The organism is Acanthopleuribacter pedis, assembly GCF_017377855.1.
In the GTDB taxonomy this organism is placed as follows: Bacteria; Acidobacteriota; Holophagae; order Acanthopleuribacterales; family Acanthopleuribacteraceae; genus Acanthopleuribacter; species Acanthopleuribacter pedis.
Map to the genome: position 1 here is coordinate 1 of NZ_JAFREP010000007.1, position 21,745 is coordinate 21,745.

15 protein-coding genes are annotated in these 21,745 nt (G+C 58.0%); 4 read left to right on the forward strand and 11 right to left on the reverse strand.

What is annotated here, in order from left to right:
* Together J3U88_RS09470 and J3U88_RS09475 are read left to right on the forward strand one after the other, a co-directional pair.
* On the forward strand, positions 1 to 573 hold a 573-nt coding region (locus J3U88_RS09470; RefSeq protein ID WP_207858330.1), incomplete at its 5' end, for a putative toxin.
* Complete coding sequence (locus J3U88_RS09475; protein WP_207858332.1) at positions 570 to 1,274, forward strand: HEAT repeat domain-containing protein; 705 nt, start codon at positions 570 to 572, stop codon at positions 1,272 to 1,274. The genes J3U88_RS09470 and J3U88_RS09475, both read left to right, overlap by 4 nt.
* A gap of 302 nt (positions 1,275 to 1,576) precedes the next feature.
* On the opposite strand, the gene ilvA is transcribed toward J3U88_RS09475, so the two are convergent.
* From ilvA to J3U88_RS09505, 6 genes are all read right to left on the reverse strand, one after another.
* Positions 1,577 to 3,127 (reverse strand): threonine ammonia-lyase, biosynthetic, encoded by a 1,551-nt coding sequence (gene ilvA / locus J3U88_RS09480; RefSeq protein WP_207858334.1) that lies wholly within the window; start codon positions 3,125 to 3,127, stop codon positions 1,577 to 1,579.
* A 326-nt stretch (positions 3,128 to 3,453) separates the two neighbouring features.
* The gene (locus tag J3U88_RS09485) at positions 3,454 to 3,747 is read right to left on the reverse strand and encodes an ACT domain-containing protein (protein WP_243435869.1); all 294 of its coding nucleotides are present in this window, start codon (positions 3,745 to 3,747) and stop codon (positions 3,454 to 3,456) included.
* Positions 3,744 to 5,396, reverse strand: coding sequence for an acetolactate synthase 2 catalytic subunit (gene ilvG / locus J3U88_RS09490; RefSeq protein WP_207858336.1), 1,653 nt, complete (start codon positions 5,394 to 5,396; stop codon positions 3,744 to 3,746). The genes J3U88_RS09485 and ilvG overlap by 4 nt, the downstream gene beginning before the upstream one ends.
* Complete coding sequence (gene ilvC, locus J3U88_RS09495; protein ID WP_207858338.1) at positions 5,393 to 6,403, reverse strand: ketol-acid reductoisomerase; 1,011 nt, start codon at positions 6,401 to 6,403, stop codon at positions 5,393 to 5,395. Before ilvC ends, ilvG begins: the two co-directional genes overlap by 4 nt.
* A gap of 168 nt (positions 6,404 to 6,571) precedes the next feature.
* On the reverse strand, positions 6,572 to 8,272 hold the full coding sequence (ilvD, locus tag J3U88_RS09500; RefSeq protein WP_207858339.1) for a dihydroxy-acid dehydratase: 1,701 nt from the start codon (positions 8,270 to 8,272) through the stop codon (positions 6,572 to 6,574).
* A 164-nt stretch (positions 8,273 to 8,436) separates the two neighbouring features.
* On the reverse strand, positions 8,437 to 8,583 hold the full coding sequence (locus tag J3U88_RS09505) for a hypothetical protein (protein WP_207858341.1): 147 nt from the start codon (positions 8,581 to 8,583) through the stop codon (positions 8,437 to 8,439).
* A gap of 740 nt (positions 8,584 to 9,323) precedes the next feature.
* Between J3U88_RS09505 and J3U88_RS09510 the strand changes: the two genes are divergently transcribed.
* Positions 9,324 to 11,942: an ATP-binding response regulator gene (locus J3U88_RS09510; RefSeq protein ID WP_207858343.1), complete on the forward strand. Its 2,619-nt coding sequence runs from the start codon at positions 9,324 to 9,326 to the stop codon at positions 11,940 to 11,942.
* Positions 11,943 to 12,804: 862 nt separating this feature from the next.
* On the opposite strand, the gene J3U88_RS09515 is transcribed toward J3U88_RS09510, so the two are convergent.
* From J3U88_RS09515 to J3U88_RS09530, 4 genes are all read right to left on the reverse strand, one after another.
* The gene (locus J3U88_RS09515) at positions 12,805 to 13,719 is read right to left on the reverse strand and encodes a hypothetical protein (RefSeq protein ID WP_207858345.1); all 915 of its coding nucleotides are present in this window, start codon (positions 13,717 to 13,719) and stop codon (positions 12,805 to 12,807) included.
* Positions 13,720 to 13,743: 24 nt separating this feature from the next.
* The gene (locus J3U88_RS09520) at positions 13,744 to 15,732 is read right to left on the reverse strand and encodes a M1 family metallopeptidase (protein WP_207858347.1); all 1,989 of its coding nucleotides are present in this window, start codon (positions 15,730 to 15,732) and stop codon (positions 13,744 to 13,746) included.
* Between the two features lie 215 nt (positions 15,733 to 15,947).
* The gene (locus J3U88_RS09525) at positions 15,948 to 17,222 is read right to left on the reverse strand and encodes a DUF4785 domain-containing protein (RefSeq protein ID WP_207858348.1); all 1,275 of its coding nucleotides are present in this window, start codon (positions 17,220 to 17,222) and stop codon (positions 15,948 to 15,950) included.
* 10 nt (positions 17,223 to 17,232) lie between these two features.
* Complete coding sequence (locus tag J3U88_RS09530; RefSeq protein ID WP_207858349.1) at positions 17,233 to 18,078, reverse strand: hypothetical protein; 846 nt, start codon at positions 18,076 to 18,078, stop codon at positions 17,233 to 17,235.
* A 679-nt stretch (positions 18,079 to 18,757) separates the two neighbouring features.
* Here J3U88_RS09530 and J3U88_RS09535 point away from each other — a divergent pair.
* A complete protein-coding gene (locus J3U88_RS09535; protein ID WP_207858350.1) occupies positions 18,758 to 19,291 on the forward strand; it encodes a GNAT family N-acetyltransferase in 534 nt (177 codons plus the stop codon).
* Positions 19,292 to 19,600: 309 nt separating this feature from the next.
* Here the strand turns inward: J3U88_RS09535 and J3U88_RS09540 are convergent, their stop codons facing one another.
* Positions 19,601 to 20,143: an ECF-type sigma factor gene (locus J3U88_RS09540; protein ID WP_207858351.1), complete on the reverse strand. Its 543-nt coding sequence runs from the start codon at positions 20,141 to 20,143 to the stop codon at positions 19,601 to 19,603.
* Positions 20,144 to 21,745 lie beyond the last annotated feature (1,602 nt).

Consider the following 21,745-nt stretch of genomic DNA (forward strand, 5'->3'; position numbering starts at 1 on the left):
GTCGAGACCTTGTGGGACGTGGCCAACATCGGCATGGGCGTGGTCTCGGCGGTGGACAACATCAGCCAGGGCAACTGGGGCGCGGCGGCCATCGATGCGGGCGGTGTCGCACTGGACATCGGGGCCACCTTGATTCCGGGCGTGCCGGGCGGCGCGGGAACGGCGATCAAAGCGGCGGGCGGCGCAAGCGAAGCCGGCGCAATGTTGGCAAAACACGGCACCGAAATGCTGGCCATGGCCTCGGCTGCAGCCACCCGACTCCAACAAAACGTCCAAAAGGGTTTGGCATTTGAAAAAAAGGTCCCCCTTCCTAAGAATAAGGATCACATCCAAGTCAAAGGCAGCAAAGCGAAATACCGAGTTCCAGATTTTTTGGATGAAGATGATCGAACAATTGGCGAAGCCAAAAGCAGCGCAACGGTCTACCTTTCTAGTCAAATTAGGGACTATTATCAGTTTGCTAAGGAGGAAGGCTTCACGTTGACTTTGTATTTGACGGATAAGACTAAGCTAACCAAACCTCTTCAAAAGCTGGTTGAATCCGGTGAAATTCTTGTGGAGCGTGTCAAATGAGCAAAACGAACGAATACCAACAGCATCTTGAGCGGCTGGAAAAAGAAGAAAACCTTTCACCTCAAGACAGAAAGTTTAAAGCTCATATCGATTGTAGTCGCGTGAAATATCGTGCTGCGGCTAGGGATTTGCTCCATGAACTGGGGGGAAAGGGATTTCAAATTTCTGTCATTAAGGAACTTCGAGAAAGCAAGGTGAAATATCTCGAAGCAATCCCCATTTTAATCAAATGGTTGCCCAGAGTAACCTACCGACCTCTGAAGAAAGATATCGTAAGGACTTTATCCCAACCTTGGGCGAAGCTTTCTGCTGAGGTGCTCATTGATGAATTTAAAAATTCTACATCTGAAGAGGATAAAAATTATCGATGGATTGTAGGAGATGCGCTCGTCCCTGTAGTTCGCAAGAATCACTTTAACCAGCTCGCTGAAATAGTACGAGACCGATCTGCCGGGTTTACCCGACAAATGGTAATGGTTGCACTTGGGAAAACGAAACATCCAAAGGCGGCCGAGGTTTTGATGGAAGTATTACAGGCCGGTGATGAGGTCGGGCATGCCATGGATGGACTGCGTAGGCTGAAAGCAAAAGTTCCCCGAGAGCTTATCATGCCCCAGCTTACCCATGAGTTCCCCTGGGTACGAAAAGAAGCCAAAAAGCTACTGGCGCTTCAAGACAAACTTGACGCTGCTGAAACATAAACCCAATCAAAGTCAGGGACCCTGGCGTCCCTGGCGTTGTTTGATTTTGGCAAATGTGGCCGGCGCCAACCTTCGGTACCATGAAAACGTAACAGCACGCCGACGAACGTCAGGCCTACGAAACGCGCGAAGATGCTGCTAATAAGTTGCAAGACACCGTGAACATGACGCTAGCCATGTTTCGTTTGAAGCCGCGTGCCCCTCCAAACGAAACCCTCGGTTGCGTTTGGCGCCCTCTCGCGAGAACCGGGGGATGCGCTGAAGGTGCTGGTGCCGGCGGTTCCGCGGCCTTTTTCCGTGCTCTAGCGCCCGGCTACCGGCGCCTCGAAACAGCCCGCGGCCAGGAAGAGGGGATACGCCGGGTTGTCCGTTTCCTCCCAGTAGGCGTAGCCCAAATCGTCGAGGAACGCCGAGAACGCATCTTGCTCTCCTTCCGGGACTTGGAAGGCGCACAGGACCCGGCCGTAGGCCGCGCCGTGGTTGCGGTAGTGGAACAGGGAAATGTTCCAGCGGGCGCCCAGTTCGGTGAGAAACTTGCGCAGCGCGCCCGGTCGTTCCGGGAACTGGAAGCGGAACAGGCGTTCGTTGCTTAGGTCCGGTGCCGTGCCGCCGACCATGTGGCGTAGGTGGTCCATCGCCATGTCGTTGTGGCTCAGGTCCCAGGCGTGGTAACCCTGCTTTTGCAGGGAGGCACACAGGGAGGCGCCGTTCTCACCCGCTTTTTTGACACTGACCCCCACGAAAATCGTGGCCAGCTCGCGCGGTTGGTAGCGGTAGTTGAACTCGGTCAGGTTGCGGTGGTTGAGCGCTTCGCAAAAGCTGAGAAAACTGCCCGGTTCCTCCGGGATCTGGACCGCGAGCAGCGCTTCACTTTTCTCGCGTGCCTCGCTGCGTTCCGAAACGTGGCGCAATCGGTGAAAATCGACATTGGCGCCGCTGAGAACACCGACCAAGTTTTGGTCCCGCGCCTGTTCGCGTTCGATGTATTTTTTGATGCCGGCGAGGGCGATGGCGCCCGAGGGCTCCGCGATACAGCGTACATCGTCAAAGATGTCCTTGATCGCCGCGCAAATTTCGTCCGTGTTAACCGTAACCACTTCATCTACAAAAAGTTGGGCGAGGCGGAAATTCTCTTCGCCGATGGAGGTCGTCGCCACGCCTTCCGCGAAAATGTTGACCTGCGGCAGGGTGATGCGTTCCTTGGCGGCCAGGGCCGCGTGCAGGCAGGCGCTGTCTTCCGGCTCTACCCCGATGATGCGTGTTTCCGGGCGGGTTTGCTTGAGGCAGGCCGCCACACCGGCGATTAAGCCGCCGCCGCCGACCGGCAGGAACACCGCGTCCATGGGTTCGGAGACCTGTTGCAACAATTCCATGCCGATGGTGCCTTGCCCGGCAATCACCAGCGGATCGTCGTAGGGGTGGACAAAGGCCATGCCGCGCATTTCGCTTTGTTCGCGGGCGTAGGCCGCCGCCTCCTCAAAGGTTTCGCCGACCAGTTGTACCTCGGCGCCCAGCGCCCGCACCGCGTCGACTTTAATGGCCGGCGTTGCGCGCGGCATCACGATAATGGCCTGGAGCCCCAGTTTGTGGCCGGCGAGCGCGACGCCTTGTGCATGGTTGCCGGCGGAGGCCGCGATCACACCACGCTGCTGTTGTTCGGGGGAAAGAGAGGCGATTTTGTTGTAGGCCCCGCGCACTTTAAAAGAGAAAACCGGTTGTTGGTCCTCGCGTTTGAGCAGAATGTGGTTGTGCATTTGATCGGAAAGACGGGTCATGCGGCTGACCGGGGTGACCACGGCCGCTTCGTAAACGCGAGACGATAGGATCTTTTCTAGGTAGGAACTGACCTTCATGGCGTTGGTCCTCTTGGGTTCGCTTCGGGGGCAAAGCGCGGTTTCCCCACGGGCCGTGGGTCGGTGAAAGAAGCGAAGTCGCGTCGGGTCCTGACCCCGTGCCGGACACGACACGGCCTCGCTTCCATGAGGAGCAAAATGAGGCAAAGCGAGATTGGCCTACCTATATATAATGTAGGGAACCTGCTTTGACTTAGATTCTGATGGAATTTCAGCGTTGGGCGATGCTCAATCGATGGGGTGGGATCGGTCCTTTCGCCACCGTGACGGACCGCGATGGCGGCCCGCCGCGGCTGGGGTCGGCGACGAAAGGACCCGTGCCCGTGTTAACCGGCCGCCGCCATCGGTTGTTGGCTGAAGTTTGTCATCACCGCGCTTTTGGCGGGCGCCATGGTGAACATTTCCACCTTCTCTACGTCGTACAGCTTGTTGAGCTGTTGCTTGAGGTTGTCACTCTCCCGTTGGCCCTGAAGTTTCAGGGTCACGTCAAGGGCGTTGCCCTGGGCGTTTTGGTGGGCCGCCATTTCCATGACTTGAAAGCCGCGCAGGCGCACGACGCCGAGAACCCGCTCCAAGCCACCTTCTCGATTGAACAGGCTCAACTGCATAAAGACTTTCATGATTTCGCTCCTTCCATCATATCGGCGTTGGATTTGCCGGGGGGTACCAACGGCCAAACGCTGGTTTCGGGGTTAATGGCGACGTGCAAGAAGAAGGGGCCTTTGGCGTTTAACAATGCCTCAATCGCTTCTTCTTCTTGGTTACGGTGATCCACTTTCATGCCTTCGACGCCGAAGGACTCGGCGACTTGGACGAATTCAGGGTTGTCGGAGAGGTCGACCTCGCTAAAGCGCTCCTCGAAAAACAGTTCCTGCCATTGGCGCACCAGACCGAGGTGGCTGTTGTCCAGCAGCAGAATTTTGATGGGGATGCCGTAGCGGTTGAGGGTGGCCAACTCCTGAATGTTCATCATGATCGAACCGTCGCCGCTAACCACGATCACCTCGTGATCGGGCCGTGCCAACCAGGCGCCGATGGCCGCGGGCAGGCCGTAGCCCATGGTGCCGAGGCCGCCACTGGTGAGGTGCTGGTAGGGTTCGGTGAAGTTGTAGTGCTGGGCGACCCACATTTGGTGTTGGCCGACGTCGCAGCTAATGATGGTGCGCGTGCCGGCACGCTCGGAGAGCTTGCGCAGCAGGCGCGGGGCGTAGATGTCGTCGCTGGGGTTGCCGTAGTCCCAGGCCGATTCGGCCTTGCGGATCAGGCAGCGCGAGCGCCAGTTGCGAATGGCGATCGGTGCCCGCAACGCGGTGAGGCTGTGTGTCAGGTCGCCGCGTACCGCCACCGCCGGGCGCCGCAGTTTGCCAAGCTCCGCCGGATCGATGTCGAGATGGATTAACTTGGCCTTGGGCGCGAAGGTGTCCAGCTTGCCCGTGGCGCGGTCGTCCAGGCGGGCCCCGATCACGATCAGCAGATCGCTCTCTTGAACCGCGAGGTTGGCCGCTTTCAGGCCGTGCATGCCGAGCATGCCGAGGTTGAGCTCGTGGTCGCCGGCCAAACTGCCGATCCCCTTGAGCGTCGTGACCACGGGGATCCGGGTCGCCTCGACAAAGTCGCGGAAGGCTTCGAGGGCGTTGGCCATGCCGATACCGCCGCCCGCGTAGATGATGGGCTGCTCGCTGTCCTCGAGCAGCTCAATCGCCGCCGCCAGAGCCGCGCTATCCGGTTCGACGACCGGCTCCGGCGGCGGCGGTGTTTCCGCCGGCATCTCGATCATCGTCTGTTGGACGTCCTTGGGGATGTCCAACAAGACCGGGCCGGGCCTGCCGGAGCGCGCCACACGAAAGGCTTCCGGCAGCATCCAAAACAGGTCCTCGGGTGTGCGCGCGAGGAAGCTGTGTTTGACGATGGACATGGTGACCCCAAGCATGTCGGTTTCTTGGAAGGCGTCGGTGCCCATGTAGTGGGTGGGCACCTGGCCGGTGATGGCAACCATCGGGACCGAATCCATGAAGGCGTTGGCGATGCCCGTGACCAGGTTGGTCGCACCCGGTCCCGACGTCGCCAAACACACACCTACCTTGCCGGAGGCGCGGGCGTAGCCGTCCGCCGCCAGGGCCGCCCCTTGCTCGTGGCGTACCAGCACGTGCTTGAACTTGGCTTCGACCAAAGCATCGTAGACGGGCATGATCGCCCCGCCCGGATAGCCGAACACGAATTCCACGTCCTCGCGTTCGAGTGCTTTGACCACGAAATCGGCAGCTCTCATTTGGCCCCCTCCATCTGAGGTTTCAACCATGCCATCGCCGAACGCAACTCCTTGCCCACCTGTTCGATGGGGTGCTCGAGATCCTCGTTCAACAATTTGTTGTAATGCGGCAGGCCTTGGTCGTTTTCCTCGCGCCATTCGTTGGCGAAGGTGCCGTTTTGGATTTCGGTCAGGACTTCTTTCATGTTGGCCTTCACCGAGGCGTCCACCACGCGCGGTCCGCGGGTCAGGTCACCGTACTTGGCCGTTTCACTGACGAACTCGTGCATTTTGGTAAAGCCGCCCTCGTAGATCAGGTCGACGATCAGCTTTAACTCGTGCAGGCACTCAAAGTAAGCCGCCTCGGGTTGGTAACCCGCCTCGACCAGGGTTTCGTAGCCGTAGCGGATCAGCTCCGTCACGCCGCCGCACAGCACCGCTTGTTCGCCGAACAGGTCGGTTTCCGTTTCCTCCGCGAAGGTCGTTTGCAACACGCCCGCTTTGGTGCCGCCCAAACCGTCCGCGTAGGCCAGCGCGCGGTCGAAGGCTTGGCCGCCGGCGTCTTGGTCGACGGCGATCAGGCAGGGAACACCGCGGCCCTGTTGGTACTGACGCCGTACCAGGTCGCCGGGACTTTTGGGCGCGACCATGATCACGTCCGCTTCCTTGGGGGGCTGGATGTGTTTGAAGTGGACGTTAAAGCCGTGGGCGAACAGCAGCGCCGCGCCCGGCTTGAGATTAGGGGCCACGTAGTCTTGGTACAGCGCGGCTTGCGCCATGTCGGGGACGAGGATGGCAACAAGATCGGCACCGACCACCGCTTCACCGGGGGGTAACGGCTCCCAGCCGTCGGCTTGTGCCTTTTTCCAGGAACGGCCCTCGGGTCGCAGACCGAGTCGGACTTGGAATCCACTTTCGCGCAGGTTTAGCGCGTGGGCGCGGCCTTGGCTGCCGTAGCCCAGCACCGCTAACGTTTTGCCTTCAAAGACTTCTCGGTTGACATCCTGCTCGCGATACATCTTGGTCATGGTGTTGCTCCTCTATGCTCGGAGGCCGCCTTATTCGGCGCGCCTGTTTTTTTATCGAAGGTGTGTGATCTACACGGTTGGGGGATTGGGGTTTAGGAAGCGTTGGCCGCGGGGTATCGGCAACGCTTGTCACGGGGGGTCGTGAAGGGTTTAGGAACCAAGGAGAACCTAAACCGTCATGGCACCGAACGAAGCCGAGCCGACCCGTTCGGCGTATTTGCTAAACACGCCTGGCTGCAACTGTTGGGGTTTGGGTTGCCACTGTGCCTTGCGGGCGCTTAGGTCCGCTTGCACGTCCAGGCTGCGCTGTTCGACATCGATCACGATGGGGTCGCCGTCGCGGATCAGGCCGATGGGCCCGCCGACCGCGGCTTCCGGGGCCACGTGCCCGATCATGAAGCCGTGGGTGGCGCCGCTGAAACGGCCGTCCGTGATCAGCGCAACCGAGTCACCCAAGCCCGCGCCGATCAGGGCCGCGGTGACCGCCAGCATTTCCGGCATGCCGGGACCGCCGCGTGGGCCCACGTAACGGATGACAATCACGTCGCCGACTTGGATTTCATCTTTGGAAATCGCTTGGAAGGCGGCTTCCTCCGTGTCGAAAACACGGGCCGGACCCTCGTGGCGTTTGCGGTTGTGGCCGGACAACTTGATCACACAACCCTCGGGGGCCAAGCTGCCCTTGAGGATCGCGAAACCACCGCGTGGTTTGAGTGGTTTGTCCGCGCTGAGCACCACCGGTTGGTCCGCCGTTTCCTGTGCCGATTCGCAAGCCGCGAACAGCGAGGGGTCGCTGACGCTGGGCGTGTCTTCCAACAGGCCCGCCTGCTTGAGGCGTTGCAGGACCAAGCGGGTGCCGCCCGCGCGCTCCAGGTCCGGGGCCGTGAAACGCCCGCCCGGCTTGAGGTCGACAAACACGGGGGTTTCGGCCGCGACACGGTCGAAATCGTCGATGGTGAAGTCGGCACCCGCTTCCTGGGCGATGGCGAGGAAATGCAGCACCGCGTTGGTGGAACCGCCCGTGGCCGCAACCGAGGTGATCGCGTTTTTGAGCGAGGCGCGGGTGATCAGATCGCGGGCCTTCAGGTCCTTGCGCCAGCAATCCATGATCAGGGCGCCGGCCTTGCGGCCCGCCTCGGCTTTGCGGGGATCCGCCGCCGGGACTTCGCTCAGCTCCAGGGGCGACAAACCCATCACCGTAAGCGCCGTCGCCATCGTGTTGGCCGTGAACTGGCCGCCGCAGGCACCCGCGCCGGGACAGGCCTTGTTTTCCAAGTCGTGTAACTCGGCCTCGGTGATCTTGCCGGAGAGGCAGGCCCCGACGCCTTCGAACACATCCTGGATGGTGACGTCTTTGTCCTGCCAGCGGCCCGCGTGGATCGAGCCGCCGTACAGCACCAGTGAAGGCAGGTTCAAACGGGCCAGTGCCATGGTGGCGCCCGGCAAGGTTTTGTCGCAACCCACGATGGTGATGATTGCGTCAAAGAAGTGGCCCTTGGTGACCAGCTCGATGCTGTCGGCCACAATTTCACGGCTGATTAACGAGGCTTTCATGCCCTCGGTGCCCATCGTGATGCCGTCGGATACCGCAACCGTGTTGAATTCGATCGGGGTACCGCCCGCCTCGCGAATGCCCGCTTTGACATGGTCGGCCAATTCGCGCAGGTGGTAGTTGCAGGGCGTGATCTCGGTCCAGGTATTGGCGACGGCGATCAGCGGTTGGCGCAGGTCGTCGTCGCTGAGACCCGTTGCTTTGAGCATGGCCCGCGCGGGAGCACGTGCGATGCCTTTTTTGATCGCGTCACTGAGGTGGGGCCTCGTGGACGCGTCGTGCGACTCGGGGTCCTCGGGGGAAGGGGACTGAGTCATGGGGGAACCTCCTGTGGCGCCGGTGGGGGAAGTGGACTTGGGGAAACAGTGTGGACTTGGGGGAATCAAGCGTCTGGGGAACAAGGACTTGGGGAAGGGGAAAAAGAAAAGGCCCCGTACCTCGGTGAGGTGCGGGGCCTTTTCGGTAAGCGTTTGGTTGTTGCTTAACCGGGTGGCCCCGCGCTGCTAATCACAATAATCACCACCACGACCACGATAATCACGTCGACGACGGCGGATACAGCTAGACCTAGGACGGGTGCAACAGTGTTGGATAGGTTGTTGAAGCCGATGAGGTTGCTGTTGATCATGAGAAACTCCAGTGGGATAAGAAGGGGCCTGAAAGCAAAAAACCCGCGCTTCCGTGAGGGGCGCGGGTTTCGTCAAATAAGGTGACTGCGTCCGCGCCTAGGAGGTTAGGCGAATCACGACGACGACGATAATCACGATGGCGATAGTGGGAAACATAGTCGTCAACTCCGTAGGGGTCGCAGAATGAGGTCACCGCGAGGGTGCGGTGAAAGGGATTCTTCTTGGCCGCCATCATCGTGCAAGCCCGGAATGCGTGTCAAGCGTTTTTTTTGAAGAAAACGTGCTTTTGTTGAGCGTTATGCTCCTAAGGTGTTCTTGACAATAGGTTTATTTGTATGACGCAAGTTGGCGAAAGTTGATGTCGGTGTCCTTGCTCATGAAAAAACGGCTTTTGCATGTTTTTTCCTGATTGTCGGTGACCCTGGCGGTTGTGATGCAAATTCCCATTTGTTCACTTTTTCCTGCGCCACGGATCTTGATATCTGGTAGACTGCATGAAAATGCTTGTAAAGGCGTAGACTTACACCTAAAGCGGCTGTGAAACAGACTGCGCTGTTTGGAGCCACTCGCGTCCCTATGGGCATTTGCCGGCGTTTTCGCCCGGCTGTTCGTTCCTACCGGTTTGTCCGGGTCCTTGGAGAAGGTTGAACGCGGTCGGCGAACCGTGCCTTTTCCTTCCGATGGTTATTTTTTTCACCCCAGGTGAGGTGAGGTGTGGTGAGGGGTTGGGTAGTCCAGTATGAGTACCGATAACTTAGATCAAAGTGCATCTTCTCCCCAAGAACTTGATCTGGAAGCCAAACCGGCACGCATTTTGGTTGTCGATGACGAGCCGGATCTGGAAGTTCTGTTCCGCCAGATGTTTCGCAAAGAAACGCGCAATAAGATTTTTTCGTTCACCTTTGTCTACAACGGCCGTCAGGCGCTGGACAAGTTAGACGAAGACGACCAGTTCGATCTGGTCCTCAGCGATATACGCATGCCCGACATGGACGGGCTGACGCTGCTCTCCAAAATACGCCAGCGTTTTCCATTGCTGGCGACCGTGATGGTGACTGCCTACGGCGACATGGTGAACATTCGCAAGGCCATGAACGGCGGCGCTTTTGATTTCATCAGCAAACCCATCCAGTACGCCGATTTAAAGGCGACCATTCAAAAAACCCTGAAGTACGTCCATGAATTACGCGACTTACACCGCCACCGTTTGGAAGAAGAGCGTGCCCGCGAGCGCATGGTCACCGAGCTGCGCAAGGTCAACGACCTGAAAGACGCCTTTTTGGCCAACACCTCCCATGAATTGCGTACGCCCCTCAACGGGATCATCGGTTTGGTTGAAAGCCTGTTGCGTGGTTCCGGCGGCGATTTCAGCAGCGAGGCCCGCCGGAATTTGCAGGTGGTGCTTTACAGCGGCCAGCGTTTGGCCCAACTGATTAACGATTTGCTGGACTTCTCACGACTGCGCAAAAACGAGCTGTCCCTTTACCTCAAGCCAATCAGCCCTTTTGCGCTGGTAGATTTGGTTTTAAGCATTATGGAACCCCTGGTTGGCGACAGAGACCTGAGCTTGGTCAATGAATTGCCCAAGGGGATTGCCGCGGTGCGCGTTGACGAGTACCGCATCCAGCAGGTTCTTATTAACTTGATCGGGAACGCCGTCAAGTTTTCCGAGCAGGGGCGGGTGACCGTTTCCGCCATGGTCGAGGACGATTGGATGCGCATCAGCGTCTCCGATCAAGGGCCCGGCATTCCCGAGGAAAGGCAGGCCGATATTTTCGAACCCTTCCAACAGGGCGACGGTTCGGCCCAGCGTGATTTTGGTGGGACCGGTTTGGGACTCAGCATTTCACGTGACATTGTGACCAAACACGGCGGCGAAATCGGGCTGCGTTCCAAGCTCGGCGAAGGTTCCCAGTTTTGGTTCAAAGTGCCGCTTGCCGGCGAAGACGCACAACCGCTCGAAGGTTTTGAAATCGCGCTGTCCAAGCCGGTCGATCTGGTGGGGGCGCCCGAAGAATTTATGGAATCGGCCGATCCCGCGGTGTCGACCGCCCCCGTCGGTGAAACCCTGAACCGCCGTTTGGCCGGCCTTCAAACCGATAACTATCAAATACTTGCCGTCGACGACGACGCGGTTAACCTGCAAGTGCTCGAGCAGCATCTCGCCGGGTTCCAGGTGACCAAGGTGTCCCGTGGTGCCGAGGCCGTTGAACTCATTGAAGACGGCAACATGTTTGACCTGGTGTTGCTCGACGTGATGATGCCGCAAATGAGCGGCATTGAGGTATGTCAACGGATTCGCGAGGTCTACGGACCCCACGAGTTGCCGGTGCTGTTAATTACCGCCAAAAACCAGGTTGCCGACCTCGTAGCCGGACTGGAAGCCGGTGCCAACGATTATCTGACCAAACCGATTTCGGCCACCGAGTTGATTGCTCGCGTGCATACCCATCTTCAGTTGTTGATTACTACCCGCCAGTTGCGGTCCGCCCAAGAAGAGGCGCGCACCAATGCCCGTGCCGCCGGTAAAGCCAAATTTGCCACCTCGGTGCTGCACAACATCGGCAACATTCTCAACAGCATGAACGTGTCTATGAAAAACATCGGTCGCGTCGTCAACGGATCGCGGGTCGACGGCCTCCACAAGGCCAACCGCATTCTCGATGAGAACAGCGGCAACCTGCCCGAATTTTTTGCCAACGACGAAAAAGGCGAACAACTGCTTCAGTACTATCGCCACCTCGGGAACCTGTTGCAAAAAGAGAACGACGATGTGGTGGAAGAGCTGGACAACGCCGAGAAGAAAATTGGCTTGATGAAAGACATCATCGAAACCCAGCAGTATTACTCAAAAGAAAAGAAAAGCCTGACCACGGTGAACCTCGACATTGCCGTCGAGGAGAGTTTGGCCGTCCAAAAAGATTTGATCGACGAACGCGGTGTCAAACTGCAGGTCGATTTCAAATGCGACATTCCGATCATGGCGCACCAGGCGGTTTTGGTTCACGTTTTGGTGAACCTGATCAAAAACGCCGTCGAGGCCATGGACGCGGTCGAGGAGCGGCGCCTGCTGATTGAAACCGGTACCCGCGACGAGGATGTGCCTTTCTTCCGCATCACCGACAGCGGCGAAGGCATCGTCAATACCGAAGAAATTTTCCAACACGGTTTCACTACCAAAAAGTACGGCCACGGCTACGGCTTGCACTACTGCATGAAAGCCGTCGAGTCGATGAATGGTGAGATGAAGGTGGCCAGCGAAGGCAAAGGCAAAGGGGCCACCTTTGAGTTGGCGTTTAAGCCCTTTCTTGGCGGCGATTTACGCCACGACGATCCTCGTTACCGTTCCAGTAACTAAGCAGCGGGCGGCTGTTGCGCCGCGATAGGGTGCCCTGGCCGGGCATGGTTCACGATGGGCATCGGCAGGGCCGGGCGGGGTTCACGATGGGCATCGGCAGGGCCGGGCATGGTTCACGATGGGCATCCGTTAGGGCAAGCGGGGTAGGTGATGGAAATCGGTATGGATGGGCGATGATCCGGCGCCACCTGAAGGGTGCGCACATCGCCATCCGCGGGCCATGGTTTTATGCGATGCGAGGCGACGCCTCGCCACCCTGGACGCCCCCTGAAGGGGGGCACTATGTTAGCCCCGGGTTAGGCCATTGAAAATGGGCTAACCCTGGGTGCTTGGGGTTCCCTTTTCGTAAACCCCGACGGGGTTGGCATACGACATTTTACGAAACGTGGATCCTGTCGTGTTGGTTGTGGCGAAACCGCATGGATCACGAGGGGTCGTGTTGGGATACGGATCGGCCGTGCATTCTCGGTTTTTTTTTCGTTGGGATGCCAACCCCGGTGGGGTTTACCGTTCGTGAACCCCCGGGGACCCTGGGTAACGCCGCCGGCGTAACCGGAAGTGGTTCGCCTAGGGCTCACGTTTTAAATTTGGTGTGGTCCTCACGTGGCGGTGTGCCTACCCCCGTGGGGTAGGCCGGGTGGGCACCCACACGAAGAGGGCGTCGGCCGGGTGGGCACCCACACGAAGCGGGCGTCGGCCGGGTGGGCACCCACGCGAAGCGGGCGTCGGCCGGGTGGGCAGCCACACGAAGCGGGCGTCGGCCGGGTGGGCACCCACACGAAGAGGGCGTCGGCCGGGTGGGCACCCACGCGGAGAGGACAAGGACAGGACCTAACGCCACCCAAACAAGATGATGGTCGGATCAGAGGCCGGGGAGACGACGTACCGGCGGCATGCCGCCGCCGACCATCGCCGGTCTGTCCGTGTAGGCGTCGATTAAGTGCCATTCCGCGTGGGTTAGCGTGACGTCCAAACCTTTTTTGAGCAGGATCCAAAGCTGGTGCAGGACCACCAGAAGCCAACCGTCGTGGGGCAGGAAGGGGCGTAGTTCGAACAGGCTGAACCCCAACAATGCGTACGCGGTCCCAAAAATGAGCAGGAAGCCCAGCACCGCGCGGAACTTGGCGAAGCAAAAAACCAGCGCCGCCGCCAAACTCGCGAGACTGGAGCGATGCGGATTGCGCACCATGTGCAGGCGCGCCAAGGCGAAGAGCTGCTTGAGGGCGAATCCCGCCAAAACCAGGACCGCCAGGCGGAGTTGGAGCGCCAAACCGCCGAGTTGGTCGTCCGGGTTCGCGCCGTAGATCAGCGTTAAGATGCTTTCTAAGGTGATCATGGCGATAGGGATCAGGGCCGCGAAGGGGAGCATCCACAGGGCGAGGATTGCGAAACGCGGCAAAAACGCAAAACCCGCGCGACGGAACAGGGCCGGCTGATCACCGCGTCCGCGCGCGACCACCACCGCCACGCCGCCCGCCAAATACAGGTTCCCAACCAAGGCGAGGGCACCACAACCGATCAACCACACCATCGCCAATTGAAAACCGCCCGCCTCGGCGGCCCCGATCTCGATGAGGTGATGGCCGTTCATCAGACCACCCGGCAAGGCGTCGATCAGCGACCTTTCCGCGTGACGGTTAAACAGAAACCAAAAGGGATAGAGGCTGATCAGGGATGCAAACAGTTGGAACAGGTACAGCGCAAGCACGGTTCCTGGATAGCGATGGGCCTGGCGCAAGCCGTGTTCGACGGCGTGGAGAAAACGGGGTTTGGTCATGAAGGATCCCATCCAAAGAATTGACTAAAGCGCAAACAGTTCTAGGAGCCATTGAAAGCGACCGAACCAGCGTGACGCCAGTTGATCGCTTGCCGCGCCGGAAGCTTCCAGGCGGCGGCTGTTGTTGGTGAAGTTAACGTCGAGCAAGATGGTGTATTCGGGATCGACCTGGGCGGAAACCAGGCGGCTCGGCGCGTCAAAGCGCAGTTGATGCCAGGCGTCGCGTCCGTCCCACTGCTCGCGGCGGCAGCCGCCGTCTTCGAAGCACAATTCGATTTCGACCGGGAACACAAAGGTACCTAAGCGACGCAGATCCACTTGGTTGCTGAACAAGGGGCTGTCTTCGCCGGAGTTCGTGACGTCGCGCCCGTGATGCGAGGTTTTGCGCGATGACCGCACACCGGTGACCGCGTAATCCAACGTGCCGTTTTCATGCATCAACTGTTCGAAGAACGGATTGAGGTTGCGGCCCGAAACCACATTGGCGATGACGATAAAGTCTTGGGCACGCGGCTGTTTGAAACGGTACTGCTTGACGTAGGTGCGCAGGATTTTGTCAAAGGTTTCGCGGCCAAGTACCCGTTCAAGCGTGCCCAGCGCCAACGCCGGTTTGGAATAACTGTTGACCCCGTAAGAGCCGTAATTCATGAATTCCCAGCTCTTTTTCGCCATGGCGTCGCGTTCGCCGGTTGCGGCCAAATTCGCGCGGTTGAGGTGGCGGTCCGAAAATTTGAAATCGGCAAGTTCGAGGATGCCGGTCTCCGTGCCGAACAGCGATTCGGAGAGTCGCCCCTCCACGTAAGAAGTGAAACCTTCGTCCAGCCAGGGCTCCTCGAACTCGTTGGTTGCGACCAATAAATAAAAGTACTGATGGGCGAATTCGTGGATGAGCGTGGCTTCCATCAACCGAACCGCCTTGGGCAAACCGCGCCGGGTGCCGACCGTGAACAGGGTTGGGTACTCCATGCCGCCGGTTTCCCGCGCGCGCGGATGGGGATCGACCACGGTTAGCGTGTCGTAGGGGTATTCACCCAGCAATTCTTGACCCGCGCGCAACGCGTGGCGGGTGGCGACCATGTGGCGTTCGATTTGACCGCGGTGTTGCGGTTGGATCAGCAGGCGCACCGCGACATCGTCAACCTGTTCTTCGTGGACCACGAAATCGGGACTGGTGGTCCAGGCGAAATCGTGAACATCCTCGGCCCGGTAGCGATAGGTCAGGCTGCCGTCCTCGTTTTGATCGGGTGGACCACCGCGACCCGTGGCGCCGAGGTGGTAGTTGGCGGGCACCGTCATGGCGACATCGTAGACCCCGAAATCGGCAAAAAACTCGCTGAACGGATGGAATTGGTGGCAGTTCCAAAGCCCGTCCTGCCAGACGCCGATTTTCGGAAACCACTGGGCTACAAAAAAATAATCGGCCCCGGCGCCCGTGCGGGCAATCGGCGGATCGGGCAGGGTTGCCTCGAATTCAAAATACACCCAAATCGAGGCCCCCGCGGGCAGGGCGTTTGGCAGCGTTAACTGCATTACCGTTTGATCGTGGATGTTGCCGTCGTCCGGCCAAATGAACCGCTGCTGATCGGTGACGTCGACCAGGGTCGCCGCATCCGGCGGCTGCTCAAAGCGGTTGGCGTCCGGGCGAATTTCTTCACTGACCGCATCGTTCATTTCGATTCGTGACCGTGCAGGCGGTTGCAGCTTAATGGTTTGAATGTCGAGTGCACCCCAGATGCGGTCAAACGGCCGGGCGTCACCGGGATTATTGCGCAAAAAGGTCGACTGGGTGTGGCGAAAGGCGTTGAGGTACAGATGAAACTGAAGGTCCGCCACCGGGTGACGGCTTTGGTTGTGCCACAACAGGTATTGGCTTGCGACGACCTTGCGTTCTTGCGGGTGGAGGCGGGCTTCGATGCGGTAATTGGCAATGCGTGGGCTGAGTGGTTCCGTGCTAAAGGCAAGCGGCTGGAGCAAACAGAGGAGCCACAGCCATGGGCCGAAATGGGTGTTCATCGTGTTTCCTAATCAAGGGGACCGTTGTTCAATAAACCATTCAGTTTAAGGTAGTCGCCGATGATTTGGAAGTTTCGCCCGGCGAAAAGGTTCCCGCGTAGACAGAAAAAGCCGCCGACGTTTTGAGGCGCCGGCGGCAAAGGGGATGTCCTCACCGCGGCAACCGAGGGTTGGGTTTACCGCGAGGTGGAGGATCGCTTGTGAAGATCGTGGCCTTATTCCGCGCCGGGATCGAAGCGTAGCCCGACCCGTTGGCGGTGCAACAAGCTGCCGCGGTCCTGGTGAACCAAACGCAGATCGCGCAACTCATAAGGCGCGCCCGCGTCCACATCGGCGGGCAGTTCAAACTGCAAGTCGAGGCGGTGCTCACCCTTGGGCAGCAGGTCGGCGACATGGGCGACCGAAACGGGGACCATCTCACCGGCGGCATCCGTGGCGAAGAGCACCGCGCGCGCTTCGAAGCGACCAGTAACCGCTGTTTCGACAGCAAGATCCGCGATGACCTGGGTCTCGGTTTGATCGAAGGCCACGTGACCCCCGAACCGGGCACCCGCTTCACTGATCGCAACACCCACGTGGGCGTCGCGGCGAATCAAGGTGTCACCGTGGAGACCCGCCGCCTGAACGTCCACGCGCCAGAGGGCTTTGTGCTGAGACAGGGTTTTCGGCAGTTGTGCCGCGGCGCTTGAGCCGTCGGCGCTAAAGGTCAACGGGAAACGACGTCCGTCGGGGCTGATCAGGTGGCCCTGCATGGATTCCGTGGCGATCTTGCCCATGTCGGAAACCCAGCCGGTGTTAATCCGCAAGGTTTCACCCGCGAAATAAGTGTCGCGTTCCGTTTGCAGGCGCAAAGCCGCGCCGGCGTGTTTTTCGAAGACCTGGATCACATAGGTGCGTTCCCGGCTTTGGTCCACATTCTGTGCGAAGAGGTGAACCGATTGGTGACCGACCTCGTGGGCCAATTTGAACATGGTGGTCGCCGGTGCAAAGCGCTTTTTGTGGGCGCGCTGGAGATCCTCGGCCGCGGCGGGCATGTCGACACCCTCGGTGCCGTGGTAAAGCGTCCCGTTGCGGTCCACCAAAATCAGGTCTTGGGGCTGGATCGCGTGGTTGACGTTTACTTTGCCGTCAACGGCTTGGGGCGAAATTTTGATCAAGGGACGCGAGCTTTCCAGCGGCAGGGCGATGCCTTTTTCGAAATCGCTGCTGCTCACCACCAAGCGGTAAGCCTTGCTTTGCGCCTGATAGCTCTCGTAATCGAGGTTCAGTTGTTTGGCCGGGTCCAAGGCCCAACTGAAGTGAATGCGGTCCTGGGCCGTGGGGGGAAGTTGGGGGGTGGTTTTTAGGGATTGCGCCTGAATGACGGTTGCGCCAAAATCACCTGCTTCCGGCGGCATTAAAGCGCCCTCGTCGGCACCCATGGCGAAACTCATGCCCAAGAGAACGGAAGAACCCAAGCGAAGCCATTGTTTTACACGTTGGTTTTTCATGATGGGCCTCCTATAAATCGTTGCGCAGGACGACGTCGAGGCCGAAGCACTTGCGTCTGCTCTGGTTGTGGCTTAAGGGTTCGTTCGAAAGCTGGGTGTCGTAAAACCAGACCTGGCCGGCGCCGGCTTGGCTGCTGCAGTTCAGGAAACCGTCGGAGCAGTTGTCCAACCACTCTTGGGTGACCTCGAGGCCGAGGTTCAGGGTGTAACCACCGCAGTAGCTATCACCGTCGAAAGGCGAGGATTCAACATCGCTGCCGACCACGTTGTAGAAACCGACGGGCAGGCCGGGGCGGCCGTTGGTGCCGTAGAGGTTGTTGGCGTTGTAGTGCGCCATCCAGCTTACCTGCTGCTGTTTGACCGCATCCGAGGCGTAACCGAGCAACCAGCCGACGGCGATCTCGAACACGTTGCCGTTGGTGGCGGCGTCGGCAAGCGGCGTGCCCAGGCTGGATGCCGCGAGGGCGTTAACCCAGCGGATTTTGCTAATGATTTGAGGATAGCGGCTGTCGAAGGTCGGGTTGGACAAAATCCACCGCATGACATTGCCGCCGTTGGAGTGGGTGATTACCACCAGATCGGTGATGCCGCGGTTGTTAATGAAGCTCAAGAGTTGGTCGGCCAAGCAGCCCGCGGCGGCGCTATCCCACATGAACTGCTCGAAATCGCAATTAATCACCGTGTAGTTGCTGCTGTTGGGTAAGCCTTGACGAACCGAATCGACCATTTCGCGGGTCCAGTAGTCGTTGCGTGCATCGGTTTGTTTGCCCGTCCCGTGGACGAAGGCGACGCCGGTATTGGCGAAGAGCAAGGCGGGTGTGGTCAAAAGGAAACAGAACCCTAATATGCGTGACATGAGTAAAAACTCCTTCCAAAGATTACGATGGATAGAATTGGCACACGGCACAATGATTGGCCGCGGCAAAACGTGCGCGGCTCGAACGGGGAAGGACGGTGTTCAAGCCGAGCCGCATGGATGACGCGAATAAGATCGTCGGCGTCATAAGCTGGGTGCGCTCAAAGGTTGTTGTTCCTAGAAAAGCGCTGAAGCTGAATATTGAATGCTCGCTCAATCTATCAAAGGCTGTTGAGAAATGTAAATAAAATTTTACCGAAAATTTATTCAAGTAGAAGATAACCCTGGTCGGTGTGGTGCTTTTGGTCTGCTCTTTGTTGCTTAAGCTATTTGAAATTAATGTCTTTGATCTTTTGTAAAGGTGTTCCTTTTGGTTGTTGAGGTGTTTGGGTTCTTAACAAAAAACTCACGGAAATATCTGGTCTGTCCAGTGGGTGTCAATGGTAAATTATCAGATTGGTAAAAAATGGGCGACGCGGAATCGTGGCCGGCCGGGTTCCTCTTTGCTTGTTGCCTCGGGGACCTTCGGAAAAATCCGGTGGATGGAACCGCCTGTGCTAGCGTGAACGTTTCAGGTCATTTCTTGCGGAAACCCCGATAAAAGCGTGAGCCGCGCGCGACATTATCGGCGTATTCCCGCGGTCTGGGTTGGTTCGATCATTATGGACAGGAGCGTGATTTGTTTGTACCTCTGCCGACTTCCGACCGACTGCAATTCCGTCTTTTTCAGGAAGCCGACCTACCCTTCTTGGCTTCGATGTTTGCGGATGAACGCGTCATGCAGTTTTTCATCGGTGGTACGCGTGACTTGGTTCAGACCCGGCGTTGGTTGGCCAAGCGCCAAGATCAGTGGAACCGGTTCGGCCGCACCTTGTACGCGTTAGAAAAAAAAGAGGGCGGCTTGGTCGGTTATTGCGGCTTTATTCGTTGGGAGATTGACGGTGTCGCGGAGACCGAGATTGCCTACGGATTAGCCCGCGAGGCGTGGGGACGGGGCTACGCCGTCGAGGCGGCGGTTGCCTGTCGTGATTTCGCGTTTGCGCGATGGACGCTAGCCCGGCTGATCGCTTTGATTCACCCCGAGAACACGGCCAGCAGCAAGGTGGCTCGGCGGATCGGGATGGTTTTGGATCGACGCTGTAGGGTGAAGGGTGTTTCGGTGGATCTTTATGCGATTGATTGCGCCGGTCGGCCCGAGGGTGGCACCGAATAAGGGCGATTCGCGTGGGTCACTGTTTGTGAAAGGCGGTCGAACTGGGTTTGGTGTGGGGAGCCGGAATCGAGCGAACCCGACCTTTTTGGTGTGTTGCGGCTGGGCCGGGACCGTTGCGGTTGGGGTTAGCCCAATACGCAACGATTGACGGCGTTTCGTCGGTGATAGAGAAACGCCGGCTTTTCCGCAATAAGGGTTGAACTTCTTCTGTTCAGGCGGTGCGTCGGATGAAGCCGTCGGCCCGTGCCGACGCAAAGGTGAACGCGTGGGGTTGCGGCCTTCGCGAAGGGCGGAGCTGTCGTTGTCCGTTTACAGCGATGCGTGTTGCCTTCCTGTTTGTGTTTCCTGGAATAGCCAGGTTTTCGCAAGTTTCCATTTTACCGCAATTAGTTTGTTGGAATGACCCGTGAGCCGGGCAACTTCTTCGAGATCAAGGCCCAAAAAGTACCTCAGTTCGACGATTTCACACAGATCGGGGTCCAGTGCCTCGAGTTGGAACAGTGCCCGATCCGTGGCCAGGACACGTTCGCGTTCCGCGTCGGATAGGCGGTGAAGCGGGTGTGTTGGTTGTTGATCGGGGCCGCCTGGAAGCGGATTCTTAAGGTGTTGGACCAGAAGCGCACGCAATACCTTGGCGGCGATTTTCTGTTGATCCAAACCTGGCGGTGGGTCAGGTGCGACCACGGTCTGGGTCTGGTGGAGGAAATTGAGGATGCGGGTGAGTGCCCGGGGGCTGAGGTCGTGAGTCTGTCCGTTGCCGGTAAAAAGGTTGTTGTCTTTTTCGGTATTTTGGGTTTTTTCAGAGAATTGCGTGAGGAAGGATAGTGCGGTGTGGAGATCAGGCAAGGACATATGTTCACCTTTTTTTGGGGTGTTGAATTTTTGAGGTAGGCGAGATTGTTCTCTGTTTCTTTTATTCATAAAAATCGAAGAAAAAATGATTCTGAATTGTGTTTTTTTTAGTTTTGGTTATTTTCATTATATTTTGCGGTGATGAAGTGTTGTGTTTGCGGTGTTTAAAGTGAACTAAATAAGGGATTTAGTGGATCTTTTTATTTGTGGATATATAGATACAGAAAACCTGTGCCGGAGACGTTGACGGGCACCGGAATAGGTCGGATTCAATCTAGGCTTGAAAAGGAGAATCGTTATAATTTTCGATGCTTCTCTGTGATACTTAATCTTAACGTCATTGTTGACGATGGACTAAAGTTTAGTGAATGGTTGGGCCTGCTATCGAATGCCGAAGTGAATGAAACCTAAGAAGCGTGCGATTTGGGCCGGTGCCGTCCCATGAGGGATGGCGCGAAACGCCCTGCCGGGGTCGGTGGAAAAGGACGAGGACTGTTGGGACCGTTTTGTCGCGGTGCCTTTCTGGCCGACCCATGGTGGGATTTCGACGCCCATTCAATGCTGATCGAAGCGAGGTGCCGTGCGCGTGGGAAGTCGATCCTGGGGATCAAGCCCTTCCGGCGCACGGGGTTTCCTTCCACTGGTTCGGAGGCCGGGTTATTGGGGCGGCCTCGATGGTTCGTGCGGCGTGGTAGGGTTGGGATTCTCCACCGGTTCAGGTGGCGGTTTGGTGGGTGGGATGAGCTTTTCCGGCCCCTCCGTGTCGGGTGTCGACAAGTGGGCGGTTGTTAACACAAAGAATCGGGATAGTGCGGCTTGACGTCGCATTGATTCACCTCAGAACGGTTTGATTGAGATCTACCGAACGCAAGCGCGTGAGTGCAGAAAGCAAGCGATGAACACCCTTCGCGGAATTCGACCAATCTGCCCCTGGAAGACCGAAGTCCCCAGGAAAACCGTCGTGCGGTTTCGTGTGTTTTTCATTAAATTTCGGTTGATTGGGAACCGGCAGGTGTCTTTGTGCTTGCGCGATAGACCCTTACTGATTCATCCGCAAAAACCGGTGGTTCTGTATCAGGGCCGGTGTTTTTTCAGTTTCCCGCTAAAAGGGGATGAGGGTGTGAGGAAGGCGTCTGGGAAATGGATTAAAGCTTAGGGATAGCGTGCGTTGTGGGGCTGGGTGAGGGGTGAAGCCTGTTGTGGTTTTTACCTAAGAAGCGCGATAAGTCGCGGTGATTTTAACTAAATCTCTGGGCTGCAACGGCCTGTAAAAATGCGCACCGCACCCAGCGGGTACGGTCGGGCGCGACCCCGGTTTTTTTTCAAGCTACTTCGATACAGACCTTTAGAAAAAATACCTCGCGTTTATCGAGCCTGTTGTGGTTTTTAGCGCTGTTGGGTAGGACGGGATTTTTTTCGTTCGATGGCTGCCGTGATTTGCAACGAAAAATCGGAACTGATTCATGCGTCCCATGGTCGCCGCGGCGGAACGAACGACCATGTTGGCACAAGTTCGCATGGTGGACGGAGCCCTGGGCCGTACCGACACGGAAACCGGCAAAAGGGATTGATTGGCCGTTTTTAGAAAACCCATGGGTTGTG